Annotated in this window: 21 protein-coding genes; 2 read left to right on the forward strand and 19 right to left on the reverse strand. The window is 60.8% G+C overall.

The window, feature by feature from the left end; all coding sequences use genetic code 11:
- Positions 1–23: 23 nt before the first annotated feature.
- The 8 genes from WC683_08605 to WC683_08640 are packed head-to-tail and all read right to left on the reverse strand — an operon-like array spanning position 24 to position 3,965.
- Complete coding sequence (locus WC683_08605) at positions 24–1,298, reverse strand: AAA family ATPase (protein ID MFA4972661.1); 1,275 nt, start codon at positions 1,296–1,298, stop codon at positions 24–26.
- Positions 1,295–1,726 (reverse strand): DNA N-6-adenine-methyltransferase, encoded by a 432-nt coding sequence (locus WC683_08610; GenBank protein MFA4972662.1) that lies wholly within the window; start codon positions 1,724–1,726, stop codon positions 1,295–1,297. The genes WC683_08605 and WC683_08610 overlap by 4 nt, the downstream gene beginning before the upstream one ends.
- Positions 1,723–2,130, reverse strand: a complete 408-nt coding sequence (locus WC683_08615; GenBank protein MFA4972663.1) for a hypothetical protein — start codon at positions 2,128–2,130, stop codon at positions 1,723–1,725. The genes WC683_08610 and WC683_08615 overlap by 4 nt, the downstream gene beginning before the upstream one ends.
- Positions 2,130–2,504, reverse strand: coding sequence for a single-stranded DNA-binding protein (locus tag WC683_08620; GenBank protein ID MFA4972664.1), 375 nt, complete (start codon positions 2,502–2,504; stop codon positions 2,130–2,132). Before WC683_08620 ends, WC683_08615 begins: the two co-directional genes overlap by 1 nt.
- The gene (locus tag WC683_08625; GenBank protein ID MFA4972665.1) at positions 2,497–3,309 is read right to left on the reverse strand and encodes a hypothetical protein; all 813 of its coding nucleotides are present in this window, start codon (positions 3,307–3,309) and stop codon (positions 2,497–2,499) included. The genes WC683_08620 and WC683_08625 overlap by 8 nt, the downstream gene beginning before the upstream one ends.
- Positions 3,285–3,488, reverse strand: a complete 204-nt coding sequence (locus WC683_08630; protein ID MFA4972666.1) for a hypothetical protein — start codon at positions 3,486–3,488, stop codon at positions 3,285–3,287. The genes WC683_08625 and WC683_08630 overlap by 25 nt, the downstream gene beginning before the upstream one ends.
- Positions 3,485–3,718 carry a hypothetical protein gene (locus WC683_08635; GenBank protein MFA4972667.1) on the reverse strand — a complete coding sequence of 78 codons (234 nt, stop codon included), beginning with the start codon at positions 3,716–3,718 and terminating at the stop codon, positions 3,485–3,487. Before WC683_08635 ends, WC683_08630 begins: the two co-directional genes overlap by 4 nt.
- Entirely contained in the window at positions 3,708–3,965 is a 258-nt protein-coding gene (locus WC683_08640; protein ID MFA4972668.1) for a hypothetical protein, read from the reverse strand. Before WC683_08640 ends, WC683_08635 begins: the two co-directional genes overlap by 11 nt.
- 432 nt (positions 3,966–4,397) lie before the next feature.
- Between WC683_08640 and WC683_08645 the strand changes: the two genes are divergently transcribed.
- Positions 4,398–4,787, forward strand: a complete 390-nt coding sequence (locus tag WC683_08645; protein ID MFA4972669.1) for a helix-turn-helix transcriptional regulator — start codon at positions 4,398–4,400, stop codon at positions 4,785–4,787.
- 968 nt (positions 4,788–5,755) lie between these two features.
- On the opposite strand, the gene WC683_08650 is transcribed toward WC683_08645, so the two are convergent.
- Positions 5,756–5,980 (reverse strand): hypothetical protein, encoded by a 225-nt coding sequence (locus WC683_08650; protein MFA4972670.1) that lies wholly within the window; start codon positions 5,978–5,980, stop codon positions 5,756–5,758.
- Between the two features lie 57 nt (positions 5,981–6,037).
- On the opposite strand from WC683_08650, the gene WC683_08655 reads away from it, so the two are divergent.
- On the forward strand, positions 6,038–6,511 hold the full coding sequence (locus tag WC683_08655) for a hypothetical protein (protein ID MFA4972671.1): 474 nt from the start codon (positions 6,038–6,040) through the stop codon (positions 6,509–6,511).
- Here WC683_08655 and WC683_08660 read toward each other — a convergent pair.
- From WC683_08660 to WC683_08705, 10 genes are all read right to left on the reverse strand, one after another.
- Positions 6,441–7,436: a hypothetical protein gene (locus WC683_08660; GenBank protein MFA4972672.1), complete on the reverse strand. Its 996-nt coding sequence runs from the start codon at positions 7,434–7,436 to the stop codon at positions 6,441–6,443. The two genes, WC683_08655 and WC683_08660, sit on opposite strands and share 71 nt — an antisense overlap.
- A 9-nt stretch (positions 7,437–7,445) precedes the next feature.
- Positions 7,446–8,333 carry a hypothetical protein gene (locus WC683_08665; GenBank protein ID MFA4972673.1) on the reverse strand — a complete coding sequence of 296 codons (888 nt, stop codon included), beginning with the start codon at positions 8,331–8,333 and terminating at the stop codon, positions 7,446–7,448.
- 109 nt (positions 8,334–8,442) lie between these two features.
- Positions 8,443–9,963, reverse strand: a complete 1,521-nt coding sequence (locus WC683_08670; protein ID MFA4972674.1) for a M23 family metallopeptidase — start codon at positions 9,961–9,963, stop codon at positions 8,443–8,445.
- 127 nt (positions 9,964–10,090) lie between these two features.
- Positions 10,091–10,810: a hypothetical protein gene (locus WC683_08675; protein ID MFA4972675.1), complete on the reverse strand. Its 720-nt coding sequence runs from the start codon at positions 10,808–10,810 to the stop codon at positions 10,091–10,093.
- Positions 10,803–11,339: a hypothetical protein gene (locus WC683_08680; protein MFA4972676.1), complete on the reverse strand. Its 537-nt coding sequence runs from the start codon at positions 11,337–11,339 to the stop codon at positions 10,803–10,805. Before WC683_08680 ends, WC683_08675 begins: the two co-directional genes overlap by 8 nt.
- On the reverse strand, positions 11,336–13,864 hold the full coding sequence (locus WC683_08685) for a hypothetical protein (protein MFA4972677.1): 2,529 nt from the start codon (positions 13,862–13,864) through the stop codon (positions 11,336–11,338). The genes WC683_08680 and WC683_08685 overlap by 4 nt, the downstream gene beginning before the upstream one ends.
- On the reverse strand, positions 13,861–14,517 hold the full coding sequence (locus tag WC683_08690; GenBank protein ID MFA4972678.1) for a hypothetical protein: 657 nt from the start codon (positions 14,515–14,517) through the stop codon (positions 13,861–13,863). Before WC683_08690 ends, WC683_08685 begins: the two co-directional genes overlap by 4 nt.
- 2 nt (positions 14,518–14,519) lie before the next feature.
- The gene (locus tag WC683_08695; GenBank protein MFA4972679.1) at positions 14,520–15,386 is read right to left on the reverse strand and encodes a hypothetical protein; all 867 of its coding nucleotides are present in this window, start codon (positions 15,384–15,386) and stop codon (positions 14,520–14,522) included.
- Complete coding sequence (locus WC683_08700) at positions 15,370–15,936, reverse strand: class I SAM-dependent methyltransferase (protein ID MFA4972680.1); 567 nt, start codon at positions 15,934–15,936, stop codon at positions 15,370–15,372. The genes WC683_08695 and WC683_08700 overlap by 17 nt, the downstream gene beginning before the upstream one ends.
- Before the next feature lie 171 nt (positions 15,937–16,107).
- Positions 16,108–16,887 carry a hypothetical protein gene (locus WC683_08705; protein ID MFA4972681.1) on the reverse strand — a complete coding sequence of 260 codons (780 nt, stop codon included), beginning with the start codon at positions 16,885–16,887 and terminating at the stop codon, positions 16,108–16,110.

Consider the following 16,887-nt stretch of genomic DNA (forward strand, 5'->3'; position numbering starts at 1 on the left):
GCTAAGCGAACTGGTAATTAGCATCACTTAGCCGCCAACGCCCAGGTGCTATCGGCCAGGCGAATCACCTTCCCGGTGTTCTTCAGTTTGCTCAGTTCCTTGGATACTACCGTGTTGTCCACCACGTCCAGGGCTTCGGCCACCTCTCCGGTGGTCATGCGCCCGTGTGACAGGGCGGACATGAGGCGTTGTGCCCAGGACAGCTTGCCAGCGAACTCCGGTTCCTCGGTCAAGTCTATCTTCTTGATGCTGACGCCCATCAGGGTTTGCTCGCCCTCCGGCCCCTTGTTGTGGAACGCCAGGCGATAGCCGTGCTGATTCTGAATGCGCCCGTTGTTGCTCTTCACGTTCTCAAAGCGAACCTTGGTCACGTCCGATCCTTCCTCCCGTGCCGACTCAAGAAACCAGGCGATCCTAGCCGTGTTTCGCCAATATATACTGCCGAAGGGGTTGCTCTTGCCCTTATTGTCGGGCTGCATACTCCCCTTGCTTACATGGCTAATGGCCAGGATGCAGGTGTTGAGCGAGCGAACGGCGTCGAAGAACGTGGTGGCCGAGGCGCTTTCCTCAAGCGGCCCGCCCGATGCCAACGAGAGCGAGTCAACGATTGTCAAGCCTATGCCCCAACGGGAGACTTCTGCTCTTAGCTGAGTGGCGCTGTCTGCTAGGCTCCCAACCATGCGCTTGTAACGGATGGTCGGTAATTCTTCCTCGAACGCATACTCAGTGTGGATCGCGCGTAACCGCTCGGCGTGTGTCCAACTGTCGGTTTCCCAGTCTAGGTAGAGCACTCCCTTCGGCTCGGCCTTGGGCGTACCCAGGAGAGGCTTGCCTGTCGCTACGCTGTAGCCCATCGCCAGCGCCAGGACTGACTTACCCGTGCCGCCGTCGGCGAACATGACGGTCGGCCCACCGTATTCGATGTAGGGCCAGAGCAGCCAGCGAGTGTCACGAGGCTGCACATCCCGCAGGTCTATGGTCGGCTCGCCCTCTCGGCGTATCTTGACGGCTCTCGCGCTCACCTGGAGCAGCGCCCCTTGCCAGTCGAAGCCAGGGCAACGGGCGGCCAGTTGCTTGGCTAGGCTCGCCCGTGTACTCATGGCGCTTAGGTTGATGCGCCCCCACTCTAGCACCCCGGCTGCCGGGGGCATGGTGGTGGATACCATGATCTCAGCAGAAGTCTCGCCCTTGCCCTCGGAGAGACGGGATAGGCGGGCCTCCACTACCCCGCCATCCCAGGTGAAAACGTAGTCATCGCCCTCTATGTGCAGGTCGTAAGGGCCCACCACGTCGCTCACAGTTGCACGCCCTTGAACACGACCACCGCGCTAGGGAACGGTGCACCGTTGGTAGCGTCGCCGAAGCGCAAGCGCCCCCGAATTACATAGACCTCACCTCGCATCACATAGTCATGCCACCAGGCAGTGTCGGTTCGTGACGGGATGAGGCAGACAACCGTGGCTCCACCTTGCGATTCTTCGTAAGCCTTGCGAACCCACCGACCTATTTGCCTCCCGTAGGGCGGGTTCATCCAGCACACTTCGCCCGCCCACGACCGCCCCAGAGCATCATCTTCCTTGGTGTAGTACCGCTTGCATTTAGACGTGTGCGGCTCCGCACATACGTCTATGGTGAAACCGTACTCCGCATCCAGTTCGGAATACGCCGCATCAGGAGTCTCCCATGTAGCGCTTCGGCTTGTGAACAGTGCCCTATTGAGACTCACAGCTGCACGCCCCCTACTACCTGCGGCTCCACTATCCCCTTGGCTACCCGCTCCGCTTCTACTAACAACTCTCTCGCCTTCGCGTACCGCACCAGGCGGGTAGCCAGCCGCTTCACAATGTCCGTCTCATCTGGCAGTGGGTACAGCCCCGCCTCCAGCCCCTGAACTCTGTTGTCGCGTTGTTTCTGTACTCGCAGACAGGCATCCGTCCATTCGCGGATCACTGCCTGGCTAACGTAGACCAGATAACGGGGATCGCCCTTGCCCTCCCAGGTGGCTCTCGCCTTGCCTTGGGTCAGGTGCCAGGGGCGCAGGCCCGCCCGTGTCGCAACGTGACGGGCCTGGTCGCCAAAGGCCAGGAGCATCCCGCAAAGCAGGTCTTCGCTCCGCTCATCTCTGTACACTAGAAGGGGATGTCCTCATCCTGTACTCGTCGCTGCGGCCTGTCTGGCGTGTCATCCTTGCGCCCTAGCAGTTGAACGTCATCGGCCATGATCTCGATAGTGCCCTTGGCGTTGCCCTGCTTGTCGGTGTAGACGCTCAGGCCCGGTCGTCCCATCACGAATACCTGCTTGCCAGCGAGTAGGTATTGAGCCAGCTTCTCGCCCCGATCCCCCCACATGCTGACCCGATACCAGTTGGTCGAGTCTTCCTCGTCCTTGCCCCGCCTGCTCACGGCTACCGAGAACGAGCACACCATCTTGCCCGTCCTCGTCGCCTTCACTTCGGCGTCTCTGCCGATGTGGCCGATGATGCTGATGCTCTCGTGGTTAGGCACTGACCTCTTCCTCCTCGATGAACTTGGGAACCCGCAGCATGTCGGCCAACTCGCCTTGCGCCGCCAGGCTGTCTTCCCGCTTGCGCTTGTCCCACTTGATGATCTGCCGTACCACTTCTTCCTTGTCCCACTTCTCCCGCTTGGCCAGGTCTACGAAGTCGGACTGCATCGGCCCCGTCCAGGTGACGATGTACTTGGTCTTGGGATTGTCCGGGTCAGGCAGCTTTGTTGTGCCGATAAGCACTCGCCGAACCATGTCCCAATTGATAGCATCCGAAGGAGAGGCGGGAGGGGGCGCACTCTCCTTCGGAGCCGGGGAGGAGGATGGCGTGTCGTTTTCGTCGGCGATGAGGGCCATAGCCGTCTCGTTGTGCATCCCCAGGCCCAGGGCCGGGCCGAGCGTAGAAGCGCCGAACTTGATCGCTTCGGTAAGGCAGCCCTCCATCGCCATCTGCACGTTGCTGAACATGATGTCCTGCACGCCCCCGCCCCTAGCAGGCTGAGCGGCGATCCACCCGATAGCCGGTCGCTCGGCAATGGAGCCGTTGGCGAAGCGGAACCAGATGGTGTACTTGCCGTGGTAGAACGGGGCGGTGCCGATCTCCCTCTCCAGTGTCGGCCACTGCTCTACCCTCACGCCCCAGTTGTCGGGGCCGAATATGGTGTTGAGCTTGTGTTCCACGATCGAGCCGGGCATGTGAGCGGGCTTGTACTTGGTCGCCCGCACAATCTCTCCCTGAGCAGCAGGGGTGGCCAGGGCGGCCACCTGCTCCTCGTAGCTTAGTTGCTTGCGTTCCGTAGCCATCGTGCCTCCAACTCATCTAAGAGTTCCATGCTCATGCACTCGACTTCCCGAACTAAGGCCGCCGTGGCCATGATGCCGGTGTGTTCTGCGATGGCCTGCCCCTTCTCATTCCAGGTGAACAGATCCGAGTCGTGATGCGTCGCCAACCCTAGTTCCTCAAGCCGCTGCCCTGGTCTCACAGTTCTTCCACCGCCCACACGTCCACGTCACACACGTCCGTTGTTGGCTCCAGCCGTAGCACCCGGTACACCCGCTGGGCCAGGGCCTTGGCCGCTTCGCTCGCCTCTTCCTCGGTGTACAGGTCGAGCGTGACGTGCAGGGTGACGCTGTACTGGCGCTCCCCTTGCGGCTCGGCATCAATCCCCTCGTCGTGCCCGTAGCGTTCCATCAGAGCGTACTTAGTAAGCACCGACTTCCTCCTCGAAGGAGAACTCTTCGTCGTAACCGTCCTGCGTGAAGTCGTCGTACTCGTACTCGTCGTCAAAGGCGTCACCGCTGTCATCGAGCAGGTCATCCAGGTCAGGGTCAGGGGAGCAGTACGGACAGTCGAAGACCGTCTCGTTGTCGTAGACAATCCCGCCGCTGACCCACGTCCTGTCCCCGCCCTCTACCACTGATCCCGTATAGTCGCAGTGCTTACAACCTAGCCCGGCCATCGTCATCGCTCCTGCTGGCCATCGCCAGCAACGCCATCGTGAGAAAGCCCAGCCACCACCCGACCACGAGCGCCAGCGCGACTCCTAGCAAGTGACCTCCTAGCGTCTCTCTCCATCCAGTACAGCGACCCAAAGATGATGAGCATCCCGATCACTAGACCCAGATCGCCCGGTACTTCCCACATCGTCTTCCTCCCCAGGAAGGATTTCCCAGTAGGTAGTAGGCCGAAAGCACAACAAGAGACCGGCGCTCGCCCCTTCCGGCTGCTCCCGTCTCTGCTCATGCCAACCCCCTACTAGGTGATGGGAACATCTTACTACCTTTTGGGAAGCCTGTCAAGTGGCAATTTCAGGCAACTTGGGCTAGACTTCTAGGCAATAGTGTAGTACGATGGTACTACGTCTTAGACCAGGGGGCATGGAGGTTGGAAAGTGGCACGTCATGTGACGAAGTTTGGGCGGTGGCTGCATGAGATGATGCGGGAGAAGGGGATATCGAGTCAGAGCGAACTCGGAGAACGCCTGCAGGTTCCCCCCAGCAGTGTCACCAATTGGGTCAGGGGCTACTCGCTTCCCACCCCAGAGAACTCGGCTGCCATAGCCAAGACCTTCGGGGTCAGTGTCGCCAGGGCCTACGAGGCGATGGGTCGGATGCGCCCCGTTGACGAGACCGACTATCGGGACTGGATCGAGGCGCTTTCGGCGGCTACGCCGGAACAGCGTAGTTTGATTCTGGACTACGCTCAATTCGTGACGGCCCGGCATAGTAGAGCCGAAGCTGTTGCAGAAGCGGACAGAGCGGAGTGCCGAGAACGAGGCTAAAGGCGGCGTGGAGTTCTTGCGGTGTTGCTTCGACGACGAGGACGATGAGGGATTCGATGTCCGAGTCCTGCACGATTCACGACCTCCTGTCGCGGAACACTTAGCAGTATACACCCGTCCTGTAGTTATATCAACTGGATTCCGAACCTGACTTTCGTCTCCGGTTTCGTCATCTTCGGCGTAGTAGGCGCGTAACCACTCGGCCTGCTGCCGCCAATACTCCAGCGTCGGCTCCGCTTTCACCACGGGCGGGGGCGGCGTTTTCTCTTGCGCCCAGGACGGCGTGTACCTGGGCATGGTTCCCCGTTTGAGCACGGTCATGGCGTAGCCGCCCTTGTTCCGCACGTCCTGCATTCTGTGAATGATGGGCACCCACGCCCGCACCAACTCCCACCGCTCTAGCCCACTCGCCTGTACCGCTTGCACCTGGGGCAACGTCCAGCCCCAGACCAGCAACGCCCGCATGATGGACGTGTCCGAGTTTAGATAGGGTGGCAGCGCATCTGAGTCCCCCATGCTATCCGTATTAGGTCTAGGGATAGATGGAGACTCAGAAGACCCTATATAGTTTTGCCTGTACTTACGCCGATGTACCGGCACTTTTATACAGGGTGGCTCACCAGGGGCAGCGTAGGCGTAGGAAGGGCCACGCCCGAAGCGGCGTCCACACTGGCAGGCCGGGCCGGTGGAGACTCGCCCGCACCGAGGACAGACGGGAAGCTGCTGCAGCTGGCCCGCCCGCACCATCGCCGCTACCCGCTTGCGAGCGGTGACGTAGGAGCAGTACAGGCGATCTTGCCAGTCGGCCCAAGAGAGGACTTGCCAGGGCTTGACAACATGGAGTACACTACTACCAGACAACACCGCTCCTCGCCTACGCGACTTGCCGGTCGCAAAGGCTGAATCGAATAGGTGGACACGCAAGCCCCTGGGTTCCCCACCGCAGGGGGCTTCGTGTTTCTAGGAGTTTACACCCGATTACCCTTCTCGTCAACCAGGATCAGGGCTTCCTTCCTCCCTCCACAGTACCAGCACGGATCGACCCTACGGAGGCGTGTCCCGTCTGGCAGCCTTTCTTCTGGGATGTACCCCAGCCCGTCACACATGGGGCACGTTCCCCAGGCTACGCGCGGTGGGTGGATACACGCCTCGTAAAGCCCATCCAGGGCTTCCTTCGTGATTACGTCAGCCATCTTGCCTCCTGGCACATTATATGTCACAATGGGCTGTGATGCAACAGGGAGGTGACAATGGATCAGCACCTATCCCCTACAGACGCCGTGGCCTACACCGGCCTGACCCGCCGAACGCTCATCCGAGACTTCAATGCGGGCACGCTGAAGGGCTATCGGGTGGGGTCGAACCGCTTCTATGTGGTGACGGATGACTATTTGGAGGCGAAGGGAATCGAGGCCAAGACGCCCGCCATCGAGGCGCGAAGCCTGCCTGTCACCGAAGATAGTCTCACTGAGACAGACCCCGATGAACTGGTGATGCTGCGGGTAAGGTGCGCCATGTTGGAGCGGGAAGTGGCCTGGCTGAGGGGCGTGGTAGAGCGGCGGGAGGAAGTCCCGATCCTGCAACTGGCGCCCCCGAAACAGAAGCAGCCGAGCATCATTGCCCGGCTGCTTGGCGCTATGGGTAGGGGAGAGACTAGAACGCAAACACGTCCGCATAGTTGGCTCGCACCTGCCCAGGGAGAGCCGCCAACCCCTTCTGAGTAGCGAGTGCCCCCAAATAGGCATACAACTCGGTCATGCGCCCGTAGTAGGATTCTGGGTCAACAACGGCCTGGTCATACCACCGCTTAGCCACCCCCCACGCTTCCCGCTCCGACTCTGGTAGGGTGTTGGGGTCTTGGCCCAAGAACTTGATGGTGTCAAGGGCGAACTGGGTCTGCTTCTCTGGGTTGGCCTTGAAGTTCTCTGTGAACAGGGCGTGTAGGGCTTCGTGAACGTAGGCGTCGGTGTCGCCCGGTAGGCCCACGATGTTGGGCTTGGTAGCGTCCCCATAGGTAAGCTGTGACCACAACTCCCCAACGAGGCCGGTGGGGGGCGGGGCGGCATACCCCATGAGAGTGCCGGTATCGTTGTCCCTGGCTCCCACCCCCTCGTAATACCACATGGGCAGGTTAGGCCGAGCGTAGTAGTTAGTGTTGTCCCGTGTCCACTGCTTCGTAGCGTCCAGCAGGCGGGTCTCTTCCTGTAACTGCCGTTCCCGTTCCTCCATCGTGTCCCACAGGCCCAGGGCACCACCGGCACGCCCGATTAGAGACGTGATCGGGTTGGCCCCCAGCCCTAGAACGTAGTCGCCGATGGTCTGTAGGAAGTTGGGGTTCTTCAGTCGGGGCGTAGCGGCCTGCTGCTGTGCTGCCGCTGGCGCCCCGCCACCGATGGCCGCTAGAGGGTCAGCAGCAGTGCGGTTGTGAAGTTCGTTCCGCATGGCGGTGTAGTCGGGGGCGGCCTGCTGCTGCACGGGCAGGGCCGTGTCGGCAAAGGGCTGGGCTTCCCGTGGCGTGCGGCTGGCCTTAGCCGCCCTGACTACTTCTACCAGGCGGGCGGCCATCTCCCGCAAGCGCTCCCGCTCAAGATCATCGGCTAGTTGCTGCTCGTTTCTGACCTGTGTCTCGGTATCCTCATAGACGGGCATTCTCCCACCTCATGTGGCCAGTTTCTTCAGCGCCGCCCTGATGCTGGCTAAGTCCATGTACGGCGACAGGGGCCAGGGGTAGCCGTCGCGCAGAATGACCGCCCCTTGGGTCATGCGCGGGTAGGTGTTGGGCCGCATGGCGTCGTACTCTAGTCGGTCGGGGTCGGCACAGAGACCCGTATCAATGCCAAGGAATCTCCCACTGGCATCAGGAGCAAGTCCCCACAGGTGGCCGTGTCCGGCAACAACATTACGGTGGTACTTCCCCGCCAACGCCGATGCAACCTTGCCCGGTGTCCGGCTCGCCTGTTTGGGATGACACACCATCCATTCGTCAACGTAGCAGTAGTAGTAGCCGGTGTAGGTAACGGCGTCGGTGAGTGAGACAAGCCGCTTGATCCTCCCGTCTGCCAGCTGGTGCAGGCCGATGCGCTTGTCTAGCCTGCCTTCGTGGTTGCCCTTGATCCAGAGCACGTCCTTGAAGGCTCCTGCCAGGGCGGTGACAAAGCCCTCCGCCGCCTCACAGTCCTGCTCGAAGTGGGCGTTGGAGTTGGCGTCGAAGGGGGAGAAGGCGTTCATGTCGAGCAAGTCACCGGCGATCACACAATGCGTCGCTCGTGTCGCAAGGGCTATGTCAACGATGCGGTTGGTGAACTCAGCGTCTTGGTAGGGACAGTGGGGGTCGGCCAGGATGAGGGTCGTTCCGGTCAGTCGGGGCGGTTCGTTGAACTTCGGTTGGGTGGAGTTCGGGACTTTGGTAGCCCCGAACTCCCGTAGACGGCGCTCTAGTGTGGCCTGCTTCAGGCCCAGGGCAGCGGCCTCGGCGCTCAGTTCATCGCCTTGCTTGTATCGGGCGTAGAGGCCAGCCTTGCTGGATTCATCGAGTTTATAGAACAAGCCCCCTCCGAGGTCACGGGTAGGTCGGCCCCGCAGTTGGGGCATATGCCTCCCTCACAGGAGGCGCAGCGGACAAACGTGCCACACTCAGGACAGGTAGCCGACAGACTCACAGAACCCCCTCGCTTGTCACCGCCCAGGTGCGGGCGTCTAGTTTCAGTGCCTTCGGTTTCTTGGTAGCCCGGTCGAAGACTACGCACAGGGCGTAGCGATCACCGGGCGTGTAGGATTCGCCTACCCACTCGTAGTTCCGCGCCAGGGCCGCCTTGATGGTGGCAGGCACGATGCCCCACTTCTGGCGGCAGCGCTGTAACTCTGCCGCTGTAAGCGCACTAGGCTCAACCGGATCGTTCGCGGGCGGTTCCGGGGTCTCCACATCATCTCCTAGTCCTAGCAGCGGTGCGGGGTCTACACGGTGGGGCCATACTCGGTTAGCAAAGCTCTTTACCTCGAAGTGCAGGTGGGGGCCGGTGGAGTTACCGGTGTTGCCCGACGCCCCCAACGTGCCGCCAGCGGGAACACGCTGCCCCTTCTCGACTACCATGTGCGCCAGGTGGGCGTAGAGGGTGAACCCCCAGGGATGCACCACCTGGACGTACTTGCCGTAGGACGCATCGCCCAGGTCTTCTACCTTGTCCACAACCCCATCATCAGCGGCCAGGACGGGGGAGCCAGCGTAGCAGGAGATGTCTAGCCCCTTGGCCGGTTCGGGATGCTCGGCAAAGGTTTGGGTAATGCGCGGCTTGTCCCCGTCCATGACGCAGGTGCCCAAGGGGAAGCGCAGACGGGCGGGAATGGTGGCGTCACCGGCAGGGAAGCGGCACTCGTCCCGTCTGGCCGCCAACAGGTCGGCAACGGGGAAGGCGTCAAAGGACTGCCACTCGTTGTTGTCGTAGTCCATGAGGAACAGGCAGGTGCCCTTGACCCTGGGGTCGGTAAGGAGCCGGTGGTACTCGACTACCTGATCGGCGTACTGCTCCTTGCTCATGTTGGCGGCCCAGCCCCGTCGCTGGATGTCGGGTTCGGGCCCGTCCACATACTTGTCGAAGCCGCACTCGTCTATGAGGATGTTGTGGCTGAACGGCTGCATCAGGTGTCGCCCACACGTCCAGGGCCACCAGGCACGAGGCCCGGCCATGCCCCAATACTCGTGCAGCCCCCAGTAGTCGCTACCGTTCATGGCGGCGTCCACGTCCAGGAGCCGTTGCCACTGGTCGCTGCCGTCAATGAGATAGACGGACGGATGGCCGGAGTTGATCTGGCCCACGACACCGTTGAACCCCACCTGATGCGCCCTGGTGAGCCAGCGTCGCATGTAGTCAGACCAAGTGACCCAATGTGTCAGGGGGTGCGTCGAGTGCAGGAGTTCGTTCTTGGAGATGACCAGACGGGGGAAGCCTGGGCGCTCGTCCAGCAGGCGGGCGGTGTCCTCGGCGTCCTTCTCAGGGTAGTCCAGGTTGGGGTTGTCGCTGATCTCGCCATGCACTAGCACTTGGATGGCGTTAGGCGCGACTCGCCTCACCTCCTGCCACCACTCAGGACTAGTGACCGAGGCGAATCCCTTCACCACGGACGGCTGCATTCTCTCGATGATGGGGGTGAGGTTCTGATGGCGCGGAAAGCAGAACATACCTGGGATCGTGGGGCACCTCCTACTAAGGGATAGGGGTATTGTACTACAATTTAGGGGCTAGGTCAAGGGGGTTAGGCCGAAAACAGGAACTGCCGTCTCTCCGGTATCTCGTGCATGTAGCCTCCTAGGCCAGTCTCACCATCCCAAACTCAGGCGACCACGCGCCGTAGTACTTCACATTCAAATCACCGCCGCTGCTCTGGTATACGCTCAACTCAACATAATTGTTGGCTAACAACCTGTAGACTGTAGAGATTGTCATTGCGGTACTGCTGCTGACTATGGCATATTCGACTCGCGCAATTGTGTCAGTGCCGCCGGCGAGTATCCGCAGTATGCGCCTGCCAGTAGCGTTGTCCGCCCAATGCACAGAACCGAAGATGAGGTATGTGCCCGTTCGCGCAGCCGTTAGGCGGCTAGTATTGGTGCTGGTGCTGTGAATGTCGTCGGTGTCAAAGCGCTCTGAGTTGAACGTGAGCGCCGTCCAACTATTGTTGCCGATTGTGATATCAGCGTTGTTGTAGACACGAGCACCAATAGCCGATGTCCCAAGAATCGAACCGGTCACTGTCACGCCCGCGCTGCTGATGTTCAGCCGGTTCACCCCGCCAGTGGAGAAGTCGAGGTTGTCGGCGGCGGACTGCCAGAGGCCGGTGTTGGTGTCACCGTCTGGCGTGATGGCGGGGGCACCGGCTGTTCCCGGCCCAACGTACACCCGCCGCCACTGGTAGTCGCTGCTGCCCAGGTCTAGGGCGTTGTCCTTCTCTGGCCGCAGGTGAACCCGGCACTCGATCCAGTCAGAGATGTAGTTCCAGAAGCGGGTCATGCCCAGCAATCTAGCCACGGCGGCCTCTCCCTGATAGAGCGTCCTGGCACACGCCGTTCACGCCTCGAAAGATGTCTCGCTCCCACAGGTCTACCACCGACACCACCTTCTGATTCTTGACCCTACTCATCAGGAGCCGTTGCTTGTTCGCCTCGTCCTTCTCCTTGGTCGGGGAGTGGTAGTATTCGCCCTGGATGCGCCAGATCATCACGCCTTGTGGCAGGTGGTAGAGGGCGAAGTCGTTGACCAGGCCGCCACGGAAGATGCGCCCGCCGAAAAAGCTACTTTGAAATTCGAACCTGATCCGCTTCTTAGTAAGCCAGTCATAGACTAGCACTTCTGGGGACGATGCCCGTAGCCCCTTCTTGCGCCACTGCCACACGATGCGGGCCTGGCGCTCGCCCATGCGCGGGATGAGGGCGCGGATGTCTTCGGGTAGGTCGGTGGCGTCGTCAGCCTTGGGCTGCAGCACGATCTCAGGCGGCTTGACCTTGCGCTTGCCGAAGCCAGCATACTTGTTGATCTTGGTGAGTTTGCTGTAACTCATACCTCAACCACCGACAGGACAAACGTGCGGATGGGAGTGCGGTCGTGGCCCATTGCCTGTCCGCTGGCCCACTCCTGAGTCTCCTTGAGGTCGGTGATCTTGACTCGCTTGGTGTCCCCCGCCATGTCGGTCAGGTCTATGGGCGTGGGGCGCTTGGCAAAGGAGTGGAGCAAGGCGGCCCTGGTAGAGGCGAGAATCTCTGGAGCCTGGGGGTAGTCCGTCTGGCCATCGTATATCTGACTAGAGAACGACGCCGCCAGTTTGTCCTTTATCATCGGCATACACTTCAGCCACCAGGCTTGTAGCTTGGGCGTGTAGGCTGAGTTGGTGGTGGCGAGTTCGATCTTGAAGCGAATCTCCGCTCCACAGGGGCGGGCGGGGTAGACACGATCACCGGCAGCGGGGGCAGCGGACAGGGCGCGGGTGAGCGTGAGGTAGTTTGCGCCAGCGGTAGTCGCCACCCTGATCTCGTCGTTTATGCGCAACCAATGTGTTAGCACCGTTGCATAGAGGGCGTCCACATTGATTGTCTTTCTAGTGCTCCCTGCGGTGACAGTGGGGTTTGTGGCAAAGGCCGACTCAAAAGGAAAGGTGTAGGCGTAGACCCCATCCATGTCGGTCGAGGTAGCGGAGTACAACTGATACCATACGTCCGCGCTTTCACGGTAGCGATCAACCTGATACGATACCGTGAGGGTGCAGGTGGATGGCATGTCGCACTGGACGCCGAACTCCTGGAAGTCCTTGTCCACGGAGAGCAAGTCCATGTCAATCCAGGGCGTGATGAGGTAGCCTTGGGAAGCGTAGGCGCTGCTGCTGTACTCATAGGGGTTATCGGTAGTGTCGGGAAACTCGATGTAGCCCGCCTGGTTGCCAAAGCCGAACCAGAGTTTATACGGAGTGGCGGTGGTGTCGTAGCCCAAGGCTCGTGCTACCTGGCCTACGCCAGGGGCACGGAACAACTCATGCCAGCCGGAGCCGTTGTAAACCAGCACCGAGGACGTGCCCGACGACCCAGCATCCACAGAAGCGACAAGCCAGTTGCTTAGAGCGACCGTGGACTCGACGATGCCTTGCCTGCCGGACGGTAGCCCAGCGTCCTTGTTTGGCCCCACGCTGTCGAGCAAGCCTTCCTGGTAGGACAGCAGAGATGCACCCACGTTGAAGTAGAGCTTGCCGTCCCTAGGCCACACCGCGCCAGCAATGCCATTCCAATCGTCGTACTGCGTGCTGTAATCTACTATCTGGTCTACCAGATCGCCCTGCCTAGACTCAGGCCCTAAGACGTAGAGGCCGTGAGTGGTCAGAACGTAGACATCGTACTCGTAGCCAACTAGGCCCCGGATACGCTCTAGCCGCCCAGGATTACCCACCTTCCAGCCGCTTGCGTTCCAGGTGGCGCCGTCGGCGGTGTAGAAGACCAGATTGTCAGTCGAGTAAGTGGAGCGGTACAGGTAGCCCTTGTAAACCAGCAAGAAGGTAGCAGTGACGCCCGACTTCTCTGCCCAAGTGGAGGTGCCATCGAGCGTCCACAGGTTTCCGTCCCCGTGTGCTACCCACAATACGCCAGCGAACTCAACCATGTCCGTTACAGAGTTGGCGAAGTCTGTCTTCTTGGCTACCCAATACTTATTCGAGTTGTCCCATTGGTATACCGCCGTTCCTGCCCCGCAGTAGAACTTGGTGCCCATGCGAGTAAAACAGCGTGGTACATCGGCCATGTTGGAGGCCGAGCGCAGGTCGAAGAAGAAGTCGAAGTCTACGTCCTCGCTCCAGGTGCTGACCGAGTATTCCATGGAGGTGCCAAGGGCATAGGGGTCGCTCCAGCCGTCGCCCCCCCACCAGAACACAGCCACACTGCTAGAGCCACCTACCAGTACTAGCCAGAACCTATCGTCACCCGCCCCGACCCCGTCTCCGAGCGTAAAGCCGGTGGACCCGAAGTCGAACTCCACCCACCCGAAGGTAGCGGGTACCGAGGCAGTCGCGGAAGACACGACCCCTGAGGGGCTTACCAGCGTGCCACTCGGTTGGCCGGGCGTGACAGGGTCGTCCGTCTCGACACGCAGCGTACAGGTGATGGCAGAGCTACCGGTGGCCTTGGCCTTGATGGCTATCTTTTTGCAGGTGTGAGAGACACACTTGAAGGACTGGGCAAGCTTGTTGGTGGAGTAGGCGCTGTGATAGTTGTACAGGTGGTAGTCCAGGAACCCCGCTGCCCCCACGCTTGTCGTAGTTGACTTGGGCGCAAGGGTCATCTGATCCCGGATGCGGGTGTCTATGTTGTAGGAGTCGTAGTAGCGCTCTGGGTCGGAACTATCCCATATCTCCAGCCCTCGCCCGTGGTGGAAGGACGATTGCTCCAGGACTGACCACTCGTCGAAGGAGCGCCAGTCCTGGGCCTCAGTGATGCGGGTCGCCATCTGCTGCGCCGACTGCCACTGGAAAGGGGCGTCCAGTTTCAGGCCGATGGACTCACCGCTTACCGGGTCGGCTAGGGTGATGTCGTAACGGGGATCGCTCAATTGGACCGCCTCACTTCCTCATACCAGTTCCTACCAACCTGATAGACCATGAGCCGCTTCGGCCTGCGGTTCTGCGGGCGCCCGCCGCCAGCGGGATCGGCGGCCTCTCGTGTAACTAGAAAGTCGTCTAGTCTCAGGTTGCCATTATCGAGATAGATGCCGACCTTGGTGGCCGTCTGGAGTGCAGCCGAGTCGTGTTCCGTGCAGAGCGTGTCGTCCCAATAGACCTTGACTGACGCGCCAGAACAGACAGCCTTGAGGGTACCGTAGGTACCAACCGACACGGTAACGGCTTTGTTCTTGCTTTCCTTGAGGACGCCACCCTCGTAGTAGGCGGTATAGACGGCGTAGGAAGTCCCGCCATCGTAAAGCAGTGCCAGCCACCAGTTATTTGCGTCGGCGGCCCGAAAGACGATAGAGGTGCGAACGCCGTCTGCGTTCACTACCTTGCACTTAGCCTGCACCGTCACGTCCGCGTAACCACAATCTATGTAAGCGTAGCCAGCACCGGCGCTCCCGCCAGCGGCCTCGTTGGCGCTGATGCTGTACACCCGATCGGCCGTTTTGGCCCAGGTCTGGCCTGTGTCGGCAACGCCGAGAGTATTGGCATCGGCCCGATTGAAGGCATCAGAAACTAGAGTGACAGTAGCCATGCCTAGTTCCAATACTCAGGCAGGGTTACATGCACATGCGGGTCGGGCTTGGGCATGGCTCGCTTCTTGGCGTCCCTGGCCCTGGCCATGAGCGTGTCGTATCGGTGAACGTGCCGCCTGTCGTTACCGGCGTCACGGTGCATCAGGCGATCCTCGATCAGGGCGGCCCCGTAGGCGGCGACGAACTGGAGCAGGGCGTCTTCGTACTCGCCTTCGATGGTGACGGCGGTGTAGTCGTTGGCGGGGTAGTCCAGGGGGCCGATGCCGATTAGCCGCAGGTCGTAGTCGGTGGTGAAGGTCTGGTTGTGATCCAGCACCAGTTTTCGAGTAGACGCCCCGCTCTTGCGTACCGTCCAGTTCTTGACCGGAACGTAGTAGGTGGAGTCTTCGTCGCCCTGTATCTCCACGTCTACTAGGTACTCGATGGTAGCGGGAATGTCGTACTCATAGGTGTCATCGGCGATGTCAGTAGTGGTGTCATAGACGCGCTGGTAGAAGGAGGGCCAGGCGGCCCGTAGGGACTCGGACACAGCCTCTAGAATCTCGGCCTTGGGCACTCCGCTCCATACCCGGTAGGCGTCGCCTGCGGCAGGAGAAGCAGAGAACACGGTGGGCACGGTGATGGTGCCGGTCGAGCCTACGAAGTCGCTGATGCGCCTGGACTCGCCTTCGGGCGCGGCGTGCGCCCCACCGGCGTCGGTGATGATTGCCACCCAAGCGTTGTTGAGGTAGTCATCGGCGTACTGGCCGGTCAGGGCGGTAGTGTCTACGATGGTGGAGGTGGAGCCGCTAGTGACGGTGCTCTCCAGGTAGACGGTGCCCAGGTTGCGGGCCACCGCCCCCCATAGCGTGCTACGGAGCAGGGACATTCTTCACCCCCACGACATAGTTGAGTTTCACCGGCGCTTCTTCCTCCCGTCCGTCTGGGCCTAGCAGTGTCCAGTAGGCGTCCAGGGCCTTGGCCTCGCGCACCACGCAGCCCGCGTTGGTGACGTAGGTGCGTAGGTGGGAGATCGTCCAGCCGGAGTGGTACAGGTCTTCGCCCTGATACTGCTTGCCCCAGAGGATGAACGTGGCGGCGGGAGAGGGGTGAGGCTTGATGAGTTCGCGGATGGCCCAATCCACGGACGGCACAATGACGTGCAGTTCCCCACCCGGCTTTACCAGTTCGGCTGCTCTCCCAAGCACCGCCAGGGCAGCAGAGAAGGTCATGTACTGGAGGACTCCGTTGAGCAACACCCGCTCTGCCGGTTCGCTCGGCATTCCATCACAGACTACGACCTCGAAGTCGGGGAACAGATGAGCGGCTACCGCCTCGCTGTCGGGGCCGATAGCGTAGGCTTTAGGTCTGGCGCTCCCCGACTCGCTGGGCTTCGTAGTCGCAAATGCAGGGTTGGTAACGGGTGTACTCTCGGACAAGTCTCCACGCCTCCTGTTGCGTTATCTTGCGAAACTGTTCTCTCAAGTCCATGTTCATAATCGCGTGCCTAACACACGTTGGCCCGGACTTCAGGCCCCAATAGGCCGCCTCGTTCCAACAGGGGCGGGGGCCGTCCGCTCCCTTGACCATCATGGAGCAGCGAATGTACTTCACCGCTCCCACTCCTTGATCTGGGTGGCCCAGAAGTCGTCGCCGTCTATGGCGTACTCGCCTAGATGCTGGCACTCGACCTTGGTATCCACGGTGGCTCGGTAGCCCAGGGGGCGCACCAACTCGTAGAAGAAGAAGTCTTCCGTGCGAGCGCCATCGAACAGGAAGAAGGGATAGTTGAAGTCGTGCTCCATCTTGCCCACGACAAGAGGCTTGTTCCCCATCGCCATGCTCTTGTCTACGTCTTGCGGGGCTACGGGGATGAGCGGGCCGGTGGGGCGCTGGAGTAGAACGTAGTGGTCTTTGATCGCTTCGAAAACGGAGCGGTGCACCAGGCTACAGCCCATGCCGGTGGCGTCTGCCTGGATGATCTCGCCCCGGTAATACTCGGTGATGGGGTAATACTCGCCGATGGTGGCGTTGGGGTCGGTGAGCCGGTAGACCAGGGGAATGACCTTCTCGCCCTTCTTGATGTCAGACCGACCGAAGTAGACCCCGCTGGCGATGGGCACATGGAGCGACAAGAGGCGTGACATTGTGCCAGGTGGCGGCACGGTGTCATCGTCGAACATGAACAGGAAGTCGCTGTCGTTGGCTAGGAACTCGTCAGCGATAGTGTTGCGCGAGGAGTCGGTGAGTGCTCCACCAGAGAAGATGGTGTGCCCCACCTCTACGCCGTCATAGCGGGATGCCCGTAGGACTTCGCCAATTAGCTTGCCCCACCACTTCGGCGACTGCCACTTGTTACAGGGGACACCGATGTCAACCTTCCAGGGCAA

The sequence above is a fragment of the bacterium genome (assembly GCA_041648665.1).
GTDB lineage: Bacteria > UBA10199 > UBA10199 > 2-02-FULL-44-16 > JAAZCA01 > JAFGMW01.

Bases quoted from the DNA above. Each gene is read 5' to 3' on its own strand.
- WC683_08625 (MFA4972665.1), bottom strand. From the start codon at position 3,309: ATGGCTACGGAACGCAAGCAACTAAGCTACGAGGAGCAGGTGGCCGCC.
- WC683_08640 (MFA4972668.1), bottom strand. From the start codon at position 3,965: ATGGCCGGGCTAGGTTGTAAGCACTGCGACTATACGGGATCAGTGGTA.
- WC683_08650 (MFA4972670.1), bottom strand. From the start codon at position 5,980: ATGGCTGACGTAATCACGAAGGAAGCCCTGGATGGGCTTTACGAGGCG.
- WC683_08655 (MFA4972671.1), top strand. From the start codon at position 6,038: ATGGATCAGCACCTATCCCCTACAGACGCCGTGGCCTACACCGGCCTG.
- WC683_08660 (MFA4972672.1), bottom strand. From the start codon at position 7,436: ATGCCCGTCTATGAGGATACCGAGACACAGGTCAGAAACGAGCAGCAA.
- WC683_08670 (MFA4972674.1), bottom strand. From the start codon at position 9,963: ATGTTCTGCTTTCCGCGCCATCAGAACCTCACCCCCATCATCGAGAGA.
- WC683_08680 (MFA4972676.1), bottom strand. From the start codon at position 11,339: ATGAGTTACAGCAAACTCACCAAGATCAACAAGTATGCTGGCTTCGGC.
- WC683_08690 (MFA4972678.1), bottom strand. From the start codon at position 14,517: ATGGCTACTGTCACTCTAGTTTCTGATGCCTTCAATCGGGCCGATGCC.
- WC683_08695 (MFA4972679.1), bottom strand. From the start codon at position 15,386: ATGTCCCTGCTCCGTAGCACGCTATGGGGGGCGGTGGCCCGCAACCTG.